Origin of the sequence: Streptomyces sp. ME19-01-6 (genome assembly GCF_033793745.1) — a bacterium.
GTDB lineage: Bacteria > Actinomycetota > Actinomycetes > Streptomycetales > Streptomycetaceae > Streptomyces.
In genome coordinates, this window is sequence record NZ_JARAXF010000017.1 from 155754 (window position 1) to 176417 (window position 20664).

The window sequence follows — 20664 nt, forward strand, 5'->3', positions numbered from 1 at the left end:
CCCGTGGCTGTAGGACCCGGCCCTGTGGTGCAGGGCCTGCAGCCCTTCGTGCACGACGCTGTCGTCTCTGTGTGCGCACCGAGCCTCGTGGTCTCACACTCGGACGGGCAGCTCGACGGCGGGGCGGACGGCTTCTACCACGGTGACACCAGGGCGCTGGCCCGGCTGACCGTGGCCGTGGAGCCAAGCACCCTCGCTCCGGTCTCGGGCGGGTTGGAGGGGGCGGACCAGGCGGGCTTCCGGGCGGTCGTGCGGGGCCTGGGCGAGGTCACGGCGGACCCGGTGGTCGCCCTGCACCGGCGCCGTACCGTCTCCTCCGGCCGCCTGGAGGAGACCTTCGAAGTCACCAACCACAGCACCCAGCACGTCGGCTTCCGGCTCACCGTGCGAGCATCCACCGACCTCGCCCCGATCGAGCAAGTGAAGTCCGGCCGCCTCCTGGCCGACGTACCGGCCGAAGCGCAGGCCGATACAGGCGCGCTGTTCTGGTCTCACGGCGGGCTCGCGGTCCGCCTGCTCAGCACCCCGGCACCGGATGAGCTGGACGCGCCGGCCGGGCAGCTGTCGTACGAGATCCACCTTGCACCCGGCCAGTCGTGGAGCGCGCGCCTGTCCGCCACGGCCACGCACGACGACGGAGACCATTTCCCGGCCGCGCCCGCGAACCAAGTGCCCTGGAGCACTCCCGCACTGCGCAGCGCGGACCGGCGCTTCGACCGCTGGCTGGCGCAGTCGGTCGCCGACCTGGAGCGGCTGCGCCTGACGGACCCGCAGTCGCCCCAGACGGGCCGGCCGGACCAGTTCCTGGCAGCCGGCGCCCCCTGGTACCTGACCCTTTTCGGCCGCGACGCGATCTGGGCCGCCCGCATGCTCCTCCCGCTCGGCACCGATCTCGCCGCCGGCACCTTGCGCACCCTCGCCCGCCGCCAGGGCACCGTCACCGACTCGACCACGGAGGAACAACCAGGGAAGATTCTTCACGAAGTGCGCCGCGGCGCCCTGCAGATCGCGGACCGGCTCACACTCCCACCCATCTACTACGGCACGGTCGACGCCACCCCCCTGTGGATCACCCTCCTCCACGACGCCTGGCGCTGGGGCCTGGACGCCCAGGAAGTAGAGCAACTCCTGCCGCACGCGGAATCGGCACTCGCCTGGATGCGCGACCAGACGCAAGCCGACACCAACGGCTTCCTCACGTACGTCGACCACACCGGCCGGGGCCTGGCCAACCAGGGCTGGAAGGACTCCGACGACGCCATCCGCCACCGCGACGGACACCCCGCCACAGCGCCGATCGCGCTGAGCGAGGTCCAGGCGTACGCCTACGAGGCCGCACTCGGCGGAGCGGCTCTGCTGCGCGCGTTCGGCCGCCCGGGGGCCGATGAGTGGGAGACATGGGCCGAGCGGCTCGCGGACCGCTTCCGCGACCGCTTCTGGGTGACAGACGAACACGGCCCCTACCCGGCCGTCGCGCTCGACGGCGACGGCCGGCCGGTCGAATCGGTCACCTCCGGCTTCGGCCACCTCCTCGGCACCGGACTGCTCAACGCCGAGGAAAGCGCACTGCTCGCGGCCCGCATCGCCGAACCCGACCTCGACGCAGGCCACGGCCTGCGCACCCTGAGCAGCAACGCGGTGGGCTTCAACCCCTACGGCTACCACGTCGGCTCGATCTGGCCGCACGACACGGCGATCGCCGTACACGGCCTGGTCAAGGCCGGATTCCCAGACGCCGCCGCCTCACTGGCAGCCGGCCTGCTGACCGCGTCAACGGCCTTCGACGCCCGCCTCCCCGAACTCTTCGCCGGCCACGGCAGCCAGAAGAGCCCATACCCCGCCCCCTACCCGGCGTCCTGCCGACCACAGGCATGGGCGGCCGCCTCAGCGATCCTGGTACTCCAAGCAGCCCTGGGCCTGAACGCAGACGTCCCCGGCGGCACGGTTTCCATCGCACCCAACTTCGCCTCGACGTACGCACCGCTCACGGTGAAAGGACTCCACGTCGGCGGAGGCCAGGTGAACGTCACGGTCACAGCGGACGGAACGGTAGACATCAACGCTCGGGAAAAGCTGACAGTGATCACACCCTGATGCCGCGCCGCCAGGCCATCACTCAGCGCCCAACCACGCTGCGAGATCGCGAATGACAGCGGAAGCCGTGGACAGCGGACAAGAACAAACCCTGTCCATAACGCCGGTTCCGCTGGGCGCCCCGGCCGGAGTGACCGTACCGGGGTGCCAACAGCTGACTGGCATACCGTCACAGGGAGGGGTGGGCGAAGCGGACCAGCTCAAGGGCCTGCTCGGGGAACCACTCGCCCGCCTCCGGGTCGACCGTCCCGCGCTCCGGGTCATGGGGCCCCGCCGTGCCGCGCAGGCACTGGCCGTCCGACTCGCCGGGGGTCTTCACCCACAGCGCGGCGTCCTGAAGCGGGTCGCCGGTCTGGGTGGTGGGACGGATGCCCAGGCCGCGGCTGGGAGGGTTGCACCAGGACTGGGGGTCGGCGTGGCTGCCGGCCCGGGGGATCCACGGGCCGCGGCCGTTGCGGCTGGTGTCGGTGACGAAGTGCTTCATCTCCTCGGGCTCGTTGAGCACGTTGATCTCCAGCCACCGCTCGGCGCGCAGCCGCGGCCACCGCTGGTCGGGGCACTCCACCGGGTCGCCGCCGTCGGCCACATAGGCCAGGCAGGAGGAAATGAGCCGGCCGTACCAGGAGTTGTCCTCGTCGGTCTGGTAGTGGGAGACGTTGATGGCGAAGCCGGTGGCGTGGTCGACACCGGCCTGGAGCAGCCGGCGCACGATGTTGTTGACGGAGTGCCAGCCCGCGTGGCCGGCGTCCAGGTAGACCTTGGTGCCGGGCAGCGGTTCCAGGGTGTCGACCGCGTAGTTGAGCTCGGCGTAGCGGGCGGCGTTGCGGGCCCTCCGCTCCATGGGGGCGAGGGCGGGTGCCTTCCCGGGGGCGTCGGTGGAGGGGCCCTGGAGGTGGGGGGTGGTGGCCGTGGTCGCGTCCGTGGGTTTGCTGACGGGTTCGTCGGTGGCGTTGCCGGTCGGTCTGTCGGTGGGGTCGCCGAAGGGTTTCCCGGCGGGGTACGCCGTGGGTCTCCTGGCGGGCGTGTACGCGGGCGTGCCGGGCTCGGCGGGCGCGTCGGTGTGCGCGTCGCCCGGCGCGTCGCCCGGCGTATCGGCGTGCGCCTCCTCGGGCAGGTCCGTGACCGGGTCGATGTCGGCGGGCGCCGCGGCCCGGGTGCCGCTCTCCCTCGCGACCTGCGCCTCGGCCTGTGCCTCGGCTCGCGCGAGCGCGCCACCGAGCACCCCGGCCCCGGCGCCGAACAGGCGGCTGTCGAAGGCATCGCCCTCCCCTGCGTCACCGCCGTCCGAGGCGCCGTCCGGCTTCCCCTCGAATTCACCGGCGAAGACCTCCTCGCGCCCGGCGCCCGCCCCGCCCGCCCGGCCGCAGTCGGAGGGCAACAGGGCGAGCGAGTCGGGTTCCAGGACGATGAGGGCCCGGCGGCGGCCGATGCCCCGGGCGACGGCGTCGATCCACTCCCGGTACTCGGCGGTGCCCTCCGCGCCGCCTGCCGAGTAACTGCCGCAGTCACGGCCGGGCGTGTTGTAGAGCGCGAGGACGGGCACCCGGCCCCGCCGCACGGCGCGCCGGGTGGTCTGACGGATCAGCTCCTCGACCTCTTCCGGGCTCTCGTCCCCGAACCAGACCGCGTGCGGCGTGTGGACCATCGCGAGCAACCCGGCGGCCGCGCCACGGTCGCCGTGCCTGACCAGCCGGGTCACCTGATGGTAGGGGCCCGTCCCGGTCGGCGGGGTGTACAGGCGGTGCAGGGCCCTGGTCGGGGAGGGCTCCCCCGGCGCCGCCGCGTACCCGGCGGCGGCGGTGGACAGGGGCAGCGCGATCGCGGCCAGAACGGCCATCGGCTTGGTGGGGATCGTCCGTCTTCTACGCACGTGCGCACTCCTCGAGCGGCGGTTTCGCGGTCGATTTCTGAGGCTCAATCAGAAACCGGGACCTCGCAACGCGTACGTACGCCGGGTGGCCGTACCGCTCCCCCACCTATGGGTGGCGCCCCGTCAGGCGACCGAGCCGATCCGCCCCCGGCCCACGGGCGCCGAAAGCTCGTGGTGGATGGGGATGTGCGCACCCGTCAGGGGCACGCCGCTGCCGCCACGCCGGGCGGCGACGATCTCGCTCGCGATGGACAGGGCCGTCTCCTCGGGCGTCCGGGCGCCGAGGTCCAGGCCGATCGGGGAGCGCAGCCGCGCCAGCGCCGGCTCGCCGAGCCCCGCCTCGCGCAGCCGCCGCAGCCGGTCCTCGTGGGTACGGCGCGAGCCCATCGCGCCGACGTACGCGACGGGCAGCCGCAGCGCCCGCTCCAGCAGCGGGACGTCGAACTTGTGGTCGTGGGTGAGCACGCACAGGACCGTACGGGCGTCGACCTCGGTGGCGTCCAGATAGCGGTGCGGCCAGTCGACGACCACCTCGTCCGCGTCCGGGAAGCGGCGGGCGGTCGCGAAGACGGGCCGGGCGTCGCACACCGTCACGTGGTAGCCGAGGAACTTCCCGATCCGCGCCAGCGCGCCCGCGAAGTCGATCGCGCCGAAGACGATCATCCGGGGTGCGGTCACGGCCGACTCGACGAGGAGGGTGACCGGCTCGCCGCAGCGGCTGCCGTCGGCGCCGACCTCGACGGTGGCGGTGCGCCCGGCCTCCAGCAGCGCGCGGGCCTCGCCCACGGCCGTACGGTCCAGGGCCGGGCCGAGGCTCCCCTCATGCGCGCCGTCGGGGCGCACCAGCAGCGCGCGGCCCAGCAGCTCCGGCGGCCCGTCGGCGACCCGTACGAGCGCCACCGGACGACCGCCGTCGTCGGCGGCGCCGGTCAGGGTGGCCGCGGACAGCGTGGCGGCGAGGACCGGGCGCAGCCGGGTGTCGCCCGCGGGCACCGGGGTGACCAGGATGTCGATGGTCCCGCCGCAGGTCAGGCCCACGGCGAAGGCGTCCTCGTCGGAGTAGCCGAAGCTCTCCCGGACGGCCCGGCCGGTGCGCAGCGCGTCCCGGCACAGGTCGTAGACCGCGCCCTCCACACACCCGCCGGACACGCTGCCGACCGCCGTGCCCCCGGCGTCCACGGCCAGCGCCGCGCCCGGCTGCCGGGGCGCGCTGCCGCCGACGGCCACGACGGTGGCGACGGCGAAGTCTCGTCCCTCCTGGCACCAGCGGTGCAGCTCGGCAGCGATGTCCAGCATGGTGCTCAGCTCCTTGCCGTCACGTTTCCGTCAGATGTTCCGGGCGGACGGGGACGCGTCCCAGCCGTAGCCCGGTCGCCGCCCGGATGGCGGCGACGACGGCCGGGGTGGAGGACAGGGTGGGGGCCTCGCCGACGCCGCGCAGCCCGTACGGCGCGTGGTCGTCGGCCAGTTCGAGCACCTCCACCGGGATGCTCGGCGTGTCGAGGATGGTGGGGATCAGATAGTCGGTGAAGGACGGGTTGCGGACCCGCGCACCGTCCGAGACCAGGATCTCCTCCATGACCGCGAGCCCCAGCCCCTGCGTCGTACCGCCCTGGATCTGGCCGACCACGGACAGCGGGTTGAGCGCCTTGCCGACGTCCTGGGCCGCCGCGAGTTCGACGACCTTGACCAGGCCGAGTTCGGTGTCGACATCGACGACGGCCCGGTGGGCGCAGAAGGAGTACTGGACGTGGCCGAAGCCCTGCCCGGTCTGCGGGTGGAAGGGCTCGGTCGGGCGGTGCCGGAACTCCTTCTCGATGTCGATCGCGTCCTCGCCCAGGATCTCGGCGAGGTCGCCGATGACCTCGCCCGCCCCGGTCACCACCTTGCCGCCCGCCAGCAGCAGCTCCGCGCCCGACCAGCCGGGGTGGTCGGCGCCGAAGCGCTCGCGGCCGCGCCGGAAGACCTCCTCGCGTACCGCCTCGCAGGTGTGCTTGATCGCGCCGCCGGTCATATACGTCTGGCGGGAGGCGGAGGTGGAGCCCGCCGAGCCGACCTGGGTGTCGGCCGGATGGAGCACGACCTGGGCCACGCCGAGCTCGGTGCGGGCGATCTGGGTGTGTACGGTCACGCCGCCCTGGCCGACCTCGGCCATGGCGGTGTGCACCCAGGCGACCGGCTCCCCGCCCAGCACTTCGAGCCGCACCCGGGCGGTGGAGTAGTCGTCGAAGCCTTCGGAGAAGCCGACGTTCTTGATGCCGACCGCGTAGCCGACGCCGCGTGCCACGCCCTCGCCGTGGCTGGTGTTGGACAGCCCGCCGGGCAGCGCCCGTACGTCCACGGAGCCGTCCGAAGCCGCCCAGGGGCGCTGGGGCGGCAGCGGGCGTTCCTTGACCCGGCGCAGCAGCTCGGCGACCGGCGCCGGGGAGTCGACGCGCTGGCCCGTGGGCAGCGCCGTGCCCTGCTCCATGGCGTTGCGCTGCCGGAACTCCACCGGGTCCAGGCCCAGCTCCGCCGCCACCGCGTCCATCTGCGCCTCGTAGGCGAAGCAGGCCTGCACGGCGCCGAACCCGCGCATCGCGCCGCAGGGCGGGTTGTTGGAGTACAGGGCGAGCGCCTCGATGTCGACGTTGTCCACGGCGTAGGGGCCGATGGACAGCGAGGCGGCGTTGCCGACGACGGCTGGGGAGGAGGAGGCGTACGCGCCGCCGTCGAGGACGATGCGGCACTGGACGTAGAGCAGCCTGCCGTCGCGGGTCGCGCCGTGCTCGTAGCTGAGCTTGGCGGGGTGGCGGTGGACATGGCCGAAGAACGACTCGTACCGGTTGTAGACGATCTTGACGGGCCGGCCGGTGCGCAGCGCCAGCAGGCACGCGTGCGCCTGCATGGACAGGTCCTCGCGGGCGCCGAAGGCCCCGCCGACGCCGGACAGGGTCAGCCGGATCTTGTCGGCGGGCAGGCCGAGGACCGGGGCGAGCTGGTCCCGGTCCACATGCAGCCACTGGGTGGCGATGTAGAGGTCGACGCCGCCGTCCTCGGCGGGCACGGCGAGGCCGGACTCCGGGCCGAGGAAGGCCTGGTCCTGCATGCCGACCTGGTAGTCCCGGCGCACCACCACATCGGCGCGGGCCTTGGCGGCGGCGACGTCACCGCGCCTGATGGGCTGTCGGTGGACGATGTTGGGGTGCGGGGCACCTCCGGCGTGGTGGTCCGTACGGCCGGGGTGGAGCACGGGCGCGCCGGGCTCGGTGGCGGTGGCCTCATCGGTGACCAGTGGCAGCTCGGCGTACTCGACCTTGATCCGGGCGGCGGCGCGGCGCGCGGTCTCGGGGTGGTCGGCGGCGACGATCGCGACGGCCTCGCCGTGGTAGCGGACCCGGCCGGCGGCGAGCACGGGCTGGTCGCGGATCTCCAGGCCGTAGTGGGTCTCGGCGGGGAGGTCGGCGTACGTCATGACGGTGTGCACGCCGGGCATGGCCAGCGCCTCGCCGACGTCGATGGAGCGGATCTCGGCGTGCGCGTGCGGGCTGCGGAGGGTGCAGCCCCACAGCATGTCCTCGTGCCACAGGTCGGAGGAGTACGCGAACTCGCCGGTCGCCTTGAGGGTGCCGTCGGGGCGCGGCGTGGACTCGCCGATGGTGCCCTGGGTCGTGGCGCCCTGGCTCAGCCGAGTGGGGGTGCGGGTGGTGGCGGGGGTGCGGCCGGGGCCCATGGGCTACTTCGCCTCCGTGGTGCGCGCGGCCGCCAGGCGGACCGCGTCGAGGATCTTCTCGTAGCCGGTGCAGCGGCACAGGTTGCCGGAGAGGGCCTCGCGGATGTCGGCGTCGGAGGGGTCGGGGGTGCGCTCCAGCAGTTCGTCGGCGGCGACCAGCAGACCGGGGGTGCAGAAGCCGCACTGGATGGCGCCGGCGTCGATGAACGCCTGCTGGACGGGGGCCAGCGGGGGCGGCTGCCGCGTGGCCGCGGTCGTCGCGTCCTGTGCGGCCCGTCGGCCGCGGGCCTCGGCGTACTGCGCGAGCCCCTCGACCGTGACCACCTCGCGGCCTTCGGCCTGACCGGCCGCCACCAGGCAGGCGCACACCGGCACCCCGTCGAGCCGGACCGTGCAGGATCCGCATTCGCCCTGCTCACAGGCGTTTTTGGAGCCCGGGAGCCCCAGCCGCTCGCGCAGCACGTACAGCAGGGACTCGCCCTCCCACACGTCGTCGGCCTGAAGCGGCCGCCCATTGACCGTGAACGTCACGCGCACCGTGCGCCTCCTTCGGTCGTGTCGCCGCCGGTCGTGTCGCCGCCCGCGCGCAGCGCCTCCCAGGTCCAGCCGAGCGTGCGGCGGGCCATGACGGACACCGCGTGGCGGCGGTACGCCGCGCTGCCGCGCACATCGTCGATCGGGTCACAGGCGGCGGCGCACAGCTCGGCGAAGCGGCGGGCGATCGACGGGGTCATGGTCCGGCCGCCGTCCCAGAAGCCGCCCTCGGCGAGCGCGGCGTTCAGAAAGTCCTCGGCCGCGCGCGCCCGTACCGGGGTGGGCGCGGCCGATCCGATGCCGGTCCGCACCGTGCGGGTGTCCGGATGCAGCGCGATCGCGAAGGCGCACACGGCGATGACCATGGCGTTGCGCGTGCCGACCTTGGAGAACTGCTGCGGCCCCGCGGCCTTGCGGATGTGGACGGCCCTGATCAGCTCGTCGTCCGCCAGCGCGTTGCGCTTGACGCCGGTGTAGAACTCCTCGACCGGGATGAGGCGGCTGCCGCGCACCGAGGCGACCTCCACCTCGGCCCCGGCGGCGAGCAGCGCGGGGTGGGCGTCACCGGCGGGGGAGGCGGCGCCGAGGTTGCCGCCGACGCTGCCGCGGTTGCGGATCTGCGGCGAGCCGACGGTGTGCGCGGCGAGCGCCAGCCCCGGAAGTTCCGCCCGCAGCCGCTCGATGATCCGCGCGTACGGTACGGAGGCGCCCAGCCGTACGGTCCGCGCGCCGGTCTCCCAGGTGTGCAGCTCGGCGATCCTGCCCAGGTCGAGCAGGTGGTCGGGGCGGCGGCGGTCGAAGTTGATCTCGACCATGACGTCGGTGCCGCCCGCGATGGGCACGGCCGTGGGGTGCTCGGCCTTCGCGGCGAGCGCTTCCTCCCAACTGGCGGGGCGCAGGAATTCCATAGGCGCTCTCTCGTCCTCTTCCATCAAGGTCTCCGAGGTCTCCCCCGACAACTCTGCACACAGCTTGCCGCCAGTAGACCGAGCTGTGGGCCACCTGGTGCAGTCACCGAAGCCATGAAGCAGTTGGCTGGCCAGCGGCCTGGTCTTGTAGATTCGAACGAAAGACGGGGAGTGGAAACCTCAGCGGTAATCACCGGAAACAGCGGGGACTTCCACCGGCAACACATGAGGATCGGCTGGCGACGACATGCGGCTGCGCGCACTGCTGGAGACCGACGCCCTGGGCCTGCGCCTGCTCGGCGGCGAGGACGAGCTGGACCGCACCGTGCGCGGCGTGATGACCACCGATCTGCGCGACCCGAGCCGCTATCTCTCCGGCGGCGAGCTGGTCCTGACCGGCCTGGCCTGGCGGCGGGAGCCGGAGGACTCCGAGCGGTTCGTACGGATCCTGGTGGCGGCCCAGGTCGCCGGGCTCGCGGCGGGCGAGGCGGAGCTCGGCTCCGTGCCCGAGGACCTGGTACGGGCCTGCGTGGGGCACCGGCTGCCGCTGTTCTCGGTGGTGGAGGACGTGTCGTTCGCGTCGATCACGGAGTATGTGGTGCGCCGGGTCTCCGGCGAGCGGGCCGGGGACCTGGCGGCCGTCGTCGACCGGCACCGCCGGCTGATGACCTCGGGGCCCGCGGGCGGTGGCCCGGAGGTCGTGCTGGATCTGCTCGGCTCCGATCTCGACCTGCCCGCCTGGGTGCTCTCCCCCACCGGCCGCCGGATCGCGGTGCCGAGCGTGGCCGCGGGCGCCGGCTCCGGAAGCAAGCCCGAGCTGCCGTCCGCGGTGCGCGCGCGGCTCGCGGGCGAACATCTGGCCGCCCAGCGCTCCGGCCGCCGCGGCCCGCACCGGGTGACCGCCGACGACGGCGTCGCGTACTCCCTCTTCCCGATCCACAGCGGCGGCCGCACGCCGCCCGGCGCCGGGGACGTACGCGAGACCGTGCTGTCCGACTGGCTGCTGGTGGTCGGGGCGGACGCGGGCGACTGGCCGGAGGAGCGGCTGGATCTGCTGCAGGGCGTCACCCAGCTGATCGCGGTGGAGCGGGACCGCAGGGACGCCGCCCGCACCGTGCGGCGCCGGCTGGCCCAGGAGGTGCTGGAGCTGGTCCAGTCGGGCGCGCCGCCCGCCGAGGTCGCCGCCCGGCTGCGGGTCGCCGCCCCCGTACTGCTGCCGGGCCTGGGCGCGGCCCCGCGCTGGCAGGTGGTGGTGGCCCGGGTGGAGTGGGAGGGCGAGGGGGTGCCGGGCGGTCCGGTGGCCCAGGCGCTGCTGGAAGAGGTGCTGGTCGACCCGGAGACCGCCGGCCCCGGGCCCTCGGACCGGATCGCGGTGGCGCACACCGGCGACGAGGCGGTCGCGCTGATCCCGCTGCCCGCGCTGCCCGACGCCCCGGCGGCCGGCGGCGGGGACGGCGGCAGCGGCGAGGGCAGCGGCAGCGGCGAGGGCAGCGGCAGCGGCAGCAGCAGCGGCGGGGCGTACGGCTTCGAGGCGGGGCTGCAGGCCGACGCGCTGCTCGACGCCGTCCGTGAACCGCTCTCCCGCGGGCTCGACGGCGACGGGCGGCTGACGCTCGGCGTCAGCGCCGTCGTCCACTCCGCCGATGGGCTGCGCGGCGCCCTGGAGGAGGCGCGGCACGCCCGGCGGGTCGCCGCCGCCCGGCCCGGCCGGGTGTGCGCGGCGGGCCACCAGGAGCTCGCCTCGCACGTCCTGCTGCTCCCCTTCGTCCCCGACGACGTCCGCCGCGCCTTCACCGCCCGGCTGCTCGACCCCCTGTACGACTACGACCGCCGCCACCGCGCCGAGCTGGTCCCCACGCTGGAGGCCTTCTTGGACTGCGACGGCTCCTGGACGCGCTGCGCGACCCGGCTGCATCTGCACGTCAACACGCTGCGGTACCGGGTGGGGCGGATCGAGCAGCTGACGGGGCGCGATCTGGCGCGCCTGGAGGACAAGCTGGACTTCTTCCTGGCGCTGCGGATGAGCTGACCGGGCGCCGGTCTGCCGGTGTCCCTGTCGTTCGCCCGTTCGACGGTTGCCGGCATCGTCTCCGCCGGGTGCGGAGCACCCCCATCGCAGCCCGGCGGAGCCGGGGAGGGCGAACGTGTGCGCGGTTGCATCGCACGTGCGGGTGACCGGCGTACGGAGCTGAAACCTGCAACGAGGCGGCCGCCTGGGTCCGAATGCGGCCACATCGACAAGGCGAACCGGGTGAGCCAGGCCTGGTTCGCGTGCCGGTCCTGCGGATTCGTTGATCACGCCGACCGGAACGGCTCCCGCAACATCCGCGCCAGAGCGCGGCAGTCGTGGCGACGCGGGGCCCAGTCAACGGCCCCCGCCCCACCCCGCAATCCCGGGCTGGGGCTGGACGCAAGCGTAGCGCCACCGCCAGTGATGCCCGCTGCGCAAGCCCTTCGCTACAGCAGAGGGTAGTCGACTTTCCCTGGCTGTTTGTGAATTCATTCACACCGACCTCTTGGCCGCGCCCGCGCATTCATGCTGAGATTCGGATCACAGCTTCCGGCTCGATGGCGCGCTTGGGGAGGGCAATGTGGCGGACACCGCCATGTCACCACCTGGATCATCGGATTCCGATTCGGATCTCCGCCCGAATCGTGTGGACGACCCCGTGGACACGGCGGTGTGGCGGCTGCGCTCGCGCGGCTGTTGGCACGACGCCGCCGCCCTGCTCACACCGCGCGCGGCGGGCGACGCCTCGGCCGCGCTCAAGCGAACCGCGGTACTGACCGAGCGCTGCATGTTCACCTCCGAGGGGTGGGAGGCGGCCGAGGACGCCCTGCGGGCGGCGGAGGCGCTCGCGCTCACCGACGACGAGCGGGGCGCCACGGCCTGCGAACGCGGCTACCTCGCCTACGCCTCCACGCTGCTCGGGGTGCGCGACCGGGCCGACGAGGCGCGGACCGCGCTCGGGCGCGCCGCCGCGCTGCTGGGCCCCGGCTCGCGGACCCGCCCGCTGCTGGACTTCCGCCGCGGACTGATCGCCCAGCACCTCGCGCAGAACCCCACCGGCGCCCAGGTCGCCTTCCAGCGCGCACACGCCGGGGCCACGACCCACGGCGACGAGCTGCTGCTCTCGTGCACCTGGCGCCATCTGGCCGCGATGGCGGAGCAGGAGGGCGACCTGGCCGAGGCGCGGCGCGGCTTCGCCGAATCGCTGCGCATCCGGGAGGAGCTGGGCTATCTGATCGGCATCGCCCCTGCGCTCGCGGCGCTGGCCGAGGTGGAGGAGGAGCCGGAGGCGACCCGGCTGCGCACGGAGGCGGTCCGTCTGGTGCGGCTGCTGGGCGGCGTACCGGTGTGGCTCGCGGAGCAGTTAAGACAGGCGCCGACCGCGACGGCGTAGCGCGGGAGCTTCCTTCCGCAGCCGCTGGACCGACCCGCCCCTGAGGCCCGCACGGTGTGTGACACCGGGCGGGCCTCAGGGGCGCACGGGGGCGAGGATCGGAGACGGCTGCTTACGCCCCGCCGTTGAAGTGGTCGCGTACCAGGGACTCGACGGTGTCGAGATCCCGCGTGGCCAGGGCGTCGAGCAGGGCCATGTGCTCGGCCGCGTCGGCGACGAGGTCGGCGGTGCGCACGATCTGGCCGCCGGCCAGCGGCCACTGCGCCCGCCGGTGCAGTTCGTCGGCCACGACGACCAATTGCTGATTTCCGGCCAGGCTGAGCACCGCCTGGTGGAATGTGCGGTCCGATTCCAGATACGCCGCGCGGTCGCCCTTCGCCGCCGCCGCAGCCGTCGCCTCCGCGAAGGGCCGCAGCCCCGCCCACCGCTCGGGCGCGATCGCCTCGGCCAGGCTGAGCATCACGGGGACCTCCAGCAGGGCCCGGACCTCGGCCAGCTCGGCCAGCTCGCGCGCGCTGCGCCGGGCCACCCGGAACCCCCGGTTCGGCACCACCTCGACGGCGCCTTCCCCGGCGAGCTGCTGCATGGCCTCACGTACGGGCGTGGCCGACACGCCGAAGCGCTCGGCGAGGGCCGGTGCGGAGTAGACCTCGCCGGGGGCGAGGTCGCCGCCGACCAGCGCGTCCCTGAGGGCGTCCAGGATCTGTCCACGCACCGAGTGGCGCCGGGGCGGCTTCCGTGAGGCGGGCCCGCCGGGGCCGGGGATGCCGGGACCCGGGGGCGGCTCCGCCGCCGTTTCGGCTCTGGCCTGCTCCACCTCGGCTCCTCCTGACGTCCGCCTGAAACGATATGCGGAGGCCGCGCGAGGTCAAACCCCTCGGACGCCGTATTTAAGGCAACCCTAACGGAACGGACCACATCGAACGTCCTGACGCAAGCTCAGCAGTCTGTTTACGCTCGATCGGGTTCCATGAATAGAATGCAAGCCGCTTGCACAGCGCGAGCGTTCGAACCGTATCGCACCTATCCGCGTGTCCCCCCGCCGATTTGGCGCCCTCTTGTCCAGAAACCGCTCGGGACAAGCCGGCTTTCCGCCAAGATGTCGCGCGAGTAGGCCGGGTACTACGGCCAGAACTTCACGGAAGCGAGGCAAGGGACACCGGATGAGACTGACCGACATATCGAGCTGGGGCCTCCCGGCCGTCGTGGTGCTCGTCGGCGTCGTGGGAGCGGTGACAGTGCTCGCGCGCGGCCGCAACTCCAAGGACGACAACAACACCGACTCCTGGGAGCGCAGCGAGGAGCGGCGGCGGCGCAAGGAGGCCATCTACGGGATGGCCTCGTATGTGCTGCTGTTCTGCTGCGCCGGAGTGGCGGCCGCGCTCTCCTTCCAGGGCCTGGTGGGCTTCGGACGGGAGAACCTCGCCCTGACGAACGGCTGGGAGTACCTGGTGCCGTTCGGGCTCGACGGCGCCGCCATGTTCTGCTCGGTGCTCGCGGTGCGCGAGGCCAGCCACGGCGACGCCGCGCTCGGCTCCCGCCTGCTGGTGTGGCTGTTCGCGGGCGCCGCTGCCTGGTTCAACTGGGTCCACGCGCCGCGTGGCATGGGCCACGCGGGCGCACCGCAGTTCTTCGCCGGCATGTCGCTGTCGGCGGCGGTCCTCTTCGACCGCGCGCTCAAGCAGACCCGCCGGGCGGCGCTGCGCGAGCAGGGTTTGGTGCCGCGGCCGCTGCCGCAGATCCGCATCGTGCGCTGGCTGCGCGCGCCCCGCGAGACCTTCGCCGCCTGGTCGCTGATGCTGCTCGAGGGCGTCCGCACGCTGGACGAGGCCGTCGAGGAGGTGCGCGAGGACCGCAAGGAGAAGGAGCACAACCGGCACCGCAGGCGGGAGCAGGAGAGGCTGGACCGGGCCAGGATCCGGGCGCTGAACCGGCAGCACCGCACATGGGGGCGGCGCGGCGGCCGTCAGGTGGAGGTCACCGGTTCCTCCCCGCAGCCGGCGCTCACATCGGAGCCTGCCATACCGGAGAACTCGCTGGAAAACTCTTCCTCGCTGGAAAAGGGGCAGCTGCCCGCGCCCGCGTCCCGGCCCGCCCTGCGGTCCGCGAGCGACCGTGAAGGCGCCTCCGCCGGCCTGGGTGACCGCGAGGCCGACCGCCCGCACACCATCGACCTCACCGCCGAGGACGACACGCTGACCATGCCGCGGCTCGACTCCCTCGAGGAGAAGCTCGCGCAGATCGAGCGAGCCTTCGGCTGACGTGCTGCTCGGTTTTGCCTCCGGGGCGCTGCAGCCCCTGTCGACAGTCGACCGCGCTCGGCCCTTCGTACCTCAGGGCCTCCGCGCGCTCTCCCTTTCGACAGCGGCGCGCCCCTTCGTCCGGGTGGGCGGGACGAGGAGCCGGTCTCCTCTCCCGCCCCCGCCCCGCGTTTCACCCGCAGCGCGCGTCGAGCTCGAACCAGATTGCCTTCCCCACGACGTGGGCCCGCACCCCCCACGCGTCGGCGAGCGTGTGCACCAGCAGCAGTCCACGCCCGGACGTGCCCTCCTCGGCCGCGTGCGTACGCAGCGTCGGATGCCGGGAGACGAAGTCCCGCACCTCGACTCGTAATCGCCCGCCGACCAGCGCGCCGGGCCCGTCGCCGAGCTTTGCCGTGATGTGTGCCCCACGGTCGGTGTGCACCAGCGCGTTGGTGACCAGCTCGCTGGTGAGCAGCTCGGCCAGGTCCCTCCTGCCCGGCTCGCCCCAGTACCGCAGCAGGTCGCGCAGGCCCGCACGGACATCCGCCACCCGGGACAGCTCGCCGCTGTGTAATCGCTTGCTGAGGGCCGGGCCCCGCTCGCTCTCGATGGCCACCGCCCCCGCTTCCGGCCGCCCGGCCGTCCCGCCTCGCCATGAAGGCTGACGCTTCATCCTCCCCCGCCCCGGCCGCACCTGGCGCGGCCAGCGTCGAAATGCCGTCGAACACGCTCACCCAATGCATTCCCGCGTGTGGGCGCCCACACACCGCGGGAAATGATCGGGGAGTCGCCCCGAGGTCGGGGGCACCTCCCAGCCGTAGCTGGGGGAGAAACCGAGCAGCACGAGCGCCGATCCCGAGGAGAGCCGCGCATGCACGACGACCGATCGCTGGTGGAAGGGCGCCTTGACCGGGCGCTGCGCCAGTTCATCAGGCCCGCCCAGTACACGGCGCGCGCCCCGCTCACGCTGTCCGCGTGGCGCACCCCCGGCGAGCCGGTGCCGGTGGGCGACGCGCTGAAGGGGACGTACGAGCCCTTCGAGACCGGCACCGACTGGGGCTCGCCGTGGTCGACCTGGTGGTTCCGGCTGGAGGGCGAGGTGCCGCAGGAGTGGGCGGGGCGGCGGGTGGAGGCCGTCCTCGACCCGGGCTTCACCGGTGACGGGCCCGGCTTCCAGGCCGAGGGGCTGGTGTACGACGCGGAGGGGGTGCCGATCAAGGGCATCCACCCGCGCAACCGCCATATCCCCGTCGCCGCCCCGGCGGCGGGCGGCGAGCCGGTGCGGCTGCTGCTGGAGGCGGCCGCCAACCCGGCCGTGCTGCGCGACGGCTTCGAGCCGACCCGCCTCGGCGATGTGCTGACCGCCGGGGACCGGCCGCTGTACCGCTTCGCCTCGGCCGACCTCGCCGTGCTGAACGAGGAGGTCTGGCACCTGGTGCTGGACATCGAGGTGCTGTCGGAGCTGATGCGCGAACTTCCCGCGGACCGGCCGCGGCGCCACGAGATACTGCGCGCGCTGGAGAACATGCTGGACGCGCTGGACCTCCATGACGTACCGGGCACCGCCGCGGCCGGGCGCGCCGCGCTGACCGAGGTGCTCAGCCGCCCGGCCAACGCCAGCGCACACCGCGTGTCGGCGGCCGGACACGCCCATATCGACTCGGCGTGGCTGTGGCCGCTGCGCGAGACCGTCCGCAAGGCGTCCCGTACCTTCGCCAATGTCACCGCGCTCGCGGGCGACTACCCCGAGCTGATCTTCGCCTGTTCGCAGGCGCAGCAGTACGCCTGGGTGAAGGAGAACCAGCCGCACATCTGGGAGCGGATCAAGAAGGCGGTGGCGGACGGCAACTGGGTCCCGGTCGGCTCGATGTGGGTCGAGTCGGACGCCAACATGCCCGGCGGCGAGGCGCTGGCCCGGCAGATCGTGCACGGCAAGCGGTTCTTCCTGGAGGAGCTGGGGGTGGACACCGAGGAGATCTGGCTGCCGGACTCCTTCGGCTACACGGCCGCCTTCCCGCAGCTGGCGAAGCTCGCGGGGGTGCGGTGGTTCCTCACCCAGAAGCTGTCCTGGAACCAGTCGAACAAGATGCCGCACCACACCTTCTGGTGGGAGGGCATCGACGGCACCCGGGTGTTCACCCACTTCCCGCCGGTGGACACCTACAACGCCCAGTTCCACGCGAGCGAACTCGCCCACGCCGAGCGGAACTTCGCCGACAAGGGGCTGGCCACCCGCTCCCTCGTCCCCTTCGGCTGGGGCGACGGCGGGGGCGGCCCTACTCGCGAGATGCTGGAGAAGGCGCGGCGGCTGAAGTCGCTGGAGGGCTCGCCGCGGGTGGAGATCGAGCGGCCGTCGGCGTTCTTCGCGGAGGCGGAGCGGGAGTACGCGGCCAAGGCGCCGGTGTGGTCGGGCGAGCTGTATCTGGAGCTGCACCGGGCGACGTACACCACCCAGGCCAAGACCAAGCAGGGCAACCGGCGCAGCGAGCATCTGCTGCGGGAGGCGGAGCTGTGGGCGACGGCCGCCGCGCTGCGTGCCCCCGGGTACGCCTACCCGTACGACGAGCTGGACCGGATCTGGAAGACGGTGCTGCTGCACCAGTTCCATGACATTCTGCCGGGCTCCTCGATCGCCTGGGTGCACCGCGAGGCGCGCGACACCTATGGGCGGGTCGGCGCCGAGCTGGAGCAGATCGTCGCGGCGGCGGTCAGTGCCCTTGGCGGTTCGCCCGACGGCGCCTCGCAGGACGGGCCGGTGGTGCTGAACGCGTCCCCGTACGAGCGCGGCGAGGTCGTCACCCTCGACGCGCCGACGGCGGCGGCCCTACCCGAGGGCATGTCTGTTCAGCCGCTGGAGGACGGGCGCGCCGCGGTCGCGGTGCGGCTGCCCGCGCTGGGCGCGGCGGCCGTGCGGGCCGACACGCCGGGCACGACCACGCCCGAGGCGCCGGTCAGCGCGCTGAGCGACGGGCGCACCATCGTGCTGGACAACGACCTGCTGCGGGTGGTCATCGACGGCGACGGGCTGCTCACCTCCGTACGGGACCTCACGGCCGACCGGGAGCTGATCGCGCCCGGCGCCCGCGGCAACCTCCTCCAGCTGCACCCCGACCACCCCAACGAGTGGGACGCCTGGGACATCGACCGGCACTACCGCCGGGCCCACACCGACCTCGCCGACGCCGAGTCCGTCGAGCTGGTCGAGTCCGGACCGCTGCGCGCCGCGGTCCGGGTGGTGCGCGCCTTCGGCGCGTCGGGAGCCTCCCGCGTCACCCAGGAGATCCGGCTCAGCCGGGGCAGCCGCCGCCTGGACATCACCACCGAGGTGGACTGGCAGGAGTCGGAGAAGGTCCTCAAGGCCGCGTTCCCGCTGGACATCCACGCCAAGGTGTCCACCTCCGAGATCCAGTTCGGGCATGTGGACCGCGCCACGCACACCAACACCAGCTGGGACGCGGCCCGGTTCGAGATCTGCGCCCACCGCTGGCTGCGGGTCGCCGAGCCCGGCTACGGCGCGGCGCTGCTCAACGACTCGACGTACGGCCACGATGTGACCCGTACGGCGCATGACACGGACGCGGGCAAGGTGCTGGGCACCACCGTCCGGCTGACCCTGCTGCGCGCCCCGCACAGCCCCGACCCGGAGACCGACCTCGGCGCCCACCGCTTCAGCTACGCGCTGCTGCCCGGCGCCGAGGTGGGCGACGCGGTCGCCGAGGGCCTGGCGCTCAACCTGCCGCCGCGCGCCCTCCCCGCCGGCCCGGTGCTCCCCTCGCTGATCAGCGTCGACAACCCGGCGATCACCATCGAGTCCGTCAAGCTGGCGGAGGACCGCGGCGGCGATGTGGTGGTGCGGCTGTACGAGTCGCGCGGCGGGCGGGCGTCCGCCACGCTCACCACCGGGTTCCCGGTGGTGAGCGCCCAGGTGACGGACCTGCTGGAGCGGCCGCTGCACGAGGCGGCCACCGGCGAGGGCGGGCTGGCCCTGAGCCTGCGCCCGCACGAGATCCTCACCGTCAGGCTCACGCCCGCGTAGGGCTGCCGCGGGGCGGCGGGGTGACGACCTGGGGTGCGCACCCCAGGTCGTCAGGGCCGGGGCAGGTTCCGCAGATTGGACCGGGCCAGTTGCACCATCCGGCCCACCCCGCCGTCCAGCACGATCTTGCTCGCGGACAGCGCGAAGCCGGTCACCATCTCCGCGCGGATCTTCGGCGGGATGGACAGCGCGTTGGGATCGGTGACCACGTCCACCAGCGCGGGTCCCTTGTAGCGCAGGGCGGTCCGCAGCGCCGCCCGCAGGTGCTTGGGCTTCTCCACGCGCTCGCCGTACGCCCCGGCGGCGCGGGCGATCTCCGCGAAGTCGGGGTTGAGGTTGGTGGTGCCGTACGCGGGCAGGCCCGAGACCATCATCTCCAGCTCGACCATGCCGAGCGAGGAGTTGTTGAAGAGCACCACCTTCACCGGCAGGTCGTACTGGACGAGGGTGAGGAAGTCACCCATCAGCATGGCGAAACCGCCGTCGCCGGACATCGAGACGACCTGGCGGCGGCGGTCGAGGAACTGGGCGCCGATCGCCTGCGGCACCGCGTTGGCCATCGAACCGTGGGTGAACGAGCCGATCACGCGGCGGCGGCCGTTGGGGGTCAGATAGCGGGCCGCCCACACGTTGCACATGCCGGTGTCCACGGTGAAGACCGCGTCCGGGGCCGCCTCCTCGTCCAGCACCGCCGCCACATACTCCGGATGGATGGGGATGTGCTTGTCCACCCGGCGGGTGTACGCCCTGACCACACCCTCCAGCGCGTCCGCGTGCTTCCTCAGCATCCGGTCCAGGAATGTGCGGTCGGTCTTGGCGCGCACCTTCGGCGTCAGGCAGCGCAGCGTCTCGCGCACATCGCCCCACACGGCCAGGTCGAGCTTGGAGCGCCGGCCCAGGTGCTCGGGCCGGACGTCGACCTGCACGGTCTTCACGTCGTCGGGCAGGAAGGCGTTGTACGGGAAGTCGGTGCCCAGCAGGATCAGCAGGTCGCACTCGTGGGTTGCCTCGTACGCCGCGCCGTAGCCGAGCAGCCCGCTCATACCGACGTCGTACGGATTGTCGTACTGGATCCATTCCTTGCCGCGCAGCGCATGCCCCACCGGGGCCTTCACCCGCTCGGCGAAGGCCATCACCTCGGCGTGCGCCCCGGCGGTGCCGCTGCCGCAGAACAGCGTCACCCGCTCGGCCGCGTCCACCATCCGGGCGAGCTCGTCGATCTCCGCGTCGCCGGGGCGCACCGAGGGGCGGGCGGTGACCAGGGCGTGCTCCTCGGCGCGCTCGGGCGCCGGGAGCGCCGCGATGTCGCCGGGCAATGCCACCACGCTGACGCCGCTGCGGCCGATGGCGTGCTGGATCGCGGTCTGCGGCACGCGCGGCATCTGCCGCGGGCTGGAGATCAGCTCGCAGTAGTGGCTGCACTCCCCGAACAGCCGGTCGGGGTGGGTCTCCTGGAAGTAGCCGCTGCCGATCTCGCTGCTGGGGATGTGCGAGGCCAGGGCGAGGACCGGGGCCATCGAGCGGTGGGCGTCGTACAGCCCGTTGATCAGATGCAGATTGCCGGGGCCGCAGGAGCCGGCGCAGGCCGCGAGGCGGCCGGTGAGCTGGGCCTCGGCCCCGGCGGCGAAGGCGGCGGACTCCTCGTGGCGGACCTGGATCCAGTCGATGGCCGCGTTGCGGCGAACCGCGTCCACGACCGGGTTGAGGCTGTCCCCGACGACCCCGTACAGCCGGCGCACCCCGGCGCGCGCCAGGAGGTCCACGAACTGCTCGGCCACGGTCTGCTTGCCCATCACACGCGCCCTTCCGCCCGGGGTGGCTGCGTATGCCGGGAATGGATACGCAGCTCCATCAACCCATGGA

At 73.2% G+C, this 20664-nt stretch carries 14 protein-coding genes; 6 read left to right on the forward strand and 8 right to left on the reverse strand.

Annotated elements, in window-relative coordinates; all coding sequences use genetic code 11:
- Positions 1–3 precede the first annotated feature (3 nt).
- Positions 4–2094, forward strand: a complete 2091-nt coding sequence (locus PV419_RS31545; protein WP_319694755.1) for a glycogen debranching N-terminal domain-containing protein — start codon at positions 4–6, stop codon at positions 2092–2094.
- 169 nt (positions 2095–2263) lie between these two features.
- Here the strand turns inward: PV419_RS31545 and PV419_RS53435 are convergent, their stop codons facing one another.
- The 5 genes from PV419_RS53435 to PV419_RS31575 form a co-directional block, all read right to left on the reverse strand.
- On the reverse strand, positions 2264–3964 hold the full coding sequence (locus PV419_RS53435; protein ID WP_415925412.1) for a glycoside hydrolase family 6 protein: 1701 nt from the start codon (positions 3962–3964) through the stop codon (positions 2264–2266).
- 123 nt (positions 3965–4087) lie between these two features.
- Positions 4088–5260, reverse strand: a complete 1173-nt coding sequence (locus PV419_RS31560) for an XdhC/CoxI family protein (RefSeq protein ID WP_319694756.1) — start codon at positions 5258–5260, stop codon at positions 4088–4090.
- Between the two features lie 19 nt (positions 5261–5279).
- Positions 5280–7676 (reverse strand): xanthine dehydrogenase subunit D, encoded by a 2397-nt coding sequence (pucD, locus tag PV419_RS31565; protein WP_319694758.1) that lies wholly within the window; start codon positions 7674–7676, stop codon positions 5280–5282.
- A 3-nt stretch (positions 7677–7679) separates the two neighbouring features.
- On the reverse strand, positions 7680–8213 hold the full coding sequence (locus PV419_RS31570; RefSeq protein WP_319694760.1) for a (2Fe-2S)-binding protein: 534 nt from the start codon (positions 8211–8213) through the stop codon (positions 7680–7682).
- Complete coding sequence (locus PV419_RS31575) at positions 8204–9118, reverse strand: xanthine dehydrogenase family protein subunit M (RefSeq protein ID WP_319694762.1); 915 nt, start codon at positions 9116–9118, stop codon at positions 8204–8206. Before PV419_RS31575 ends, PV419_RS31570 begins: the two co-directional genes overlap by 10 nt.
- Before the next feature lie 247 nt (positions 9119–9365).
- On the opposite strand from PV419_RS31575, the gene PV419_RS31580 reads away from it, so the two are divergent.
- From PV419_RS31580 to PV419_RS31590, 3 genes are all read left to right on the forward strand, one after another.
- A complete protein-coding gene (locus PV419_RS31580) occupies positions 9366–11147 on the forward strand; it encodes a PucR family transcriptional regulator (protein WP_319694763.1) in 1782 nt (593 codons plus the stop codon).
- A 222-nt stretch (positions 11148–11369) separates the two neighbouring features.
- Complete coding sequence (locus PV419_RS31585; protein ID WP_415925413.1) at positions 11370–11591, forward strand: zinc ribbon domain-containing protein; 222 nt, start codon at positions 11370–11372, stop codon at positions 11589–11591.
- A gap of 133 nt (positions 11592–11724) precedes the next feature.
- Positions 11725–12522: a hypothetical protein gene (locus PV419_RS31590; RefSeq protein ID WP_319694765.1), complete on the forward strand. Its 798-nt coding sequence runs from the start codon at positions 11725–11727 to the stop codon at positions 12520–12522.
- Between the two features lie 112 nt (positions 12523–12634).
- Here the strand turns inward: PV419_RS31590 and PV419_RS31595 are convergent, their stop codons facing one another.
- Entirely contained in the window at positions 12635–13339 is a 705-nt protein-coding gene (locus PV419_RS31595; protein WP_319694767.1) for a GntR family transcriptional regulator, read from the reverse strand.
- 346 nt (positions 13340–13685) lie between these two features.
- On the opposite strand from PV419_RS31595, the gene PV419_RS31600 reads away from it, so the two are divergent.
- Entirely contained in the window at positions 13686–14783 is a 1098-nt protein-coding gene (locus PV419_RS31600; protein WP_319694769.1) for a DUF2637 domain-containing protein, read from the forward strand.
- Between the two features lie 172 nt (positions 14784–14955).
- Here PV419_RS31600 and PV419_RS31605 read toward each other — a convergent pair whose 3' ends face one another.
- Entirely contained in the window at positions 14956–15438 is a 483-nt protein-coding gene (locus PV419_RS31605; protein ID WP_319694771.1) for an ATP-binding protein, read from the reverse strand.
- A 198-nt stretch (positions 15439–15636) separates the two neighbouring features.
- Here PV419_RS31605 and PV419_RS31610 point away from each other — a divergent pair, with 198 nt between their 5' ends.
- Positions 15637–18801, forward strand: a complete 3165-nt coding sequence (locus tag PV419_RS31610) for an alpha-mannosidase (protein WP_319694772.1) — start codon at positions 15637–15639, stop codon at positions 18799–18801.
- 50 nt (positions 18802–18851) lie between these two features.
- Here PV419_RS31610 and PV419_RS31615 read toward each other — a convergent pair whose 3' ends face one another.
- The gene (locus PV419_RS31615; RefSeq protein WP_319694773.1) at positions 18852–20594 is read right to left on the reverse strand and encodes a pyruvate dehydrogenase; all 1743 of its coding nucleotides are present in this window, start codon (positions 20592–20594) and stop codon (positions 18852–18854) included.
- Between the last annotated feature and the right edge of the window lie 70 nt (positions 20595–20664).

Excerpts from the sequence above, each read along its gene's own strand:
- PV419_RS31605 (WP_319694771.1), bottom strand. The coding sequence starts at position 15,438 with ATGAAGCGTCAGCCTTCATGGCGAGGCGGGACGGCCGGGCGGCCGGAA.
- PV419_RS31575 (WP_319694762.1), bottom strand. The coding sequence starts at position 9,118 with ATGGAATTCCTGCGCCCCGCCAGTTGGGAGGAAGCGCTCGCCGCGAAG.
- PV419_RS31600 (WP_319694769.1), top strand. The coding sequence starts at position 13,686 with ATGAGACTGACCGACATATCGAGCTGGGGCCTCCCGGCCGTCGTGGTG.
- pucD (WP_319694758.1), bottom strand. The coding sequence starts at position 7,676 with ATGGGCCCCGGCCGCACCCCCGCCACCACCCGCACCCCCACTCGGCTG.
- PV419_RS31615 (WP_319694773.1), bottom strand. The coding sequence starts at position 20,594 with ATGGGCAAGCAGACCGTGGCCGAGCAGTTCGTGGACCTCCTGGCGCGC.
- PV419_RS31610 (WP_319694772.1), top strand. The coding sequence starts at position 15,637 with ATGCACGACGACCGATCGCTGGTGGAAGGGCGCCTTGACCGGGCGCTG.
- PV419_RS31580 (WP_319694763.1), top strand. The coding sequence starts at position 9,366 with ATGCGGCTGCGCGCACTGCTGGAGACCGACGCCCTGGGCCTGCGCCTG.
- PV419_RS31590 (WP_319694765.1), top strand. The coding sequence starts at position 11,725 with ATGTCACCACCTGGATCATCGGATTCCGATTCGGATCTCCGCCCGAAT.
- PV419_RS31560 (WP_319694756.1), bottom strand. The coding sequence starts at position 5,260 with ATGCTGGACATCGCTGCCGAGCTGCACCGCTGGTGCCAGGAGGGACGA.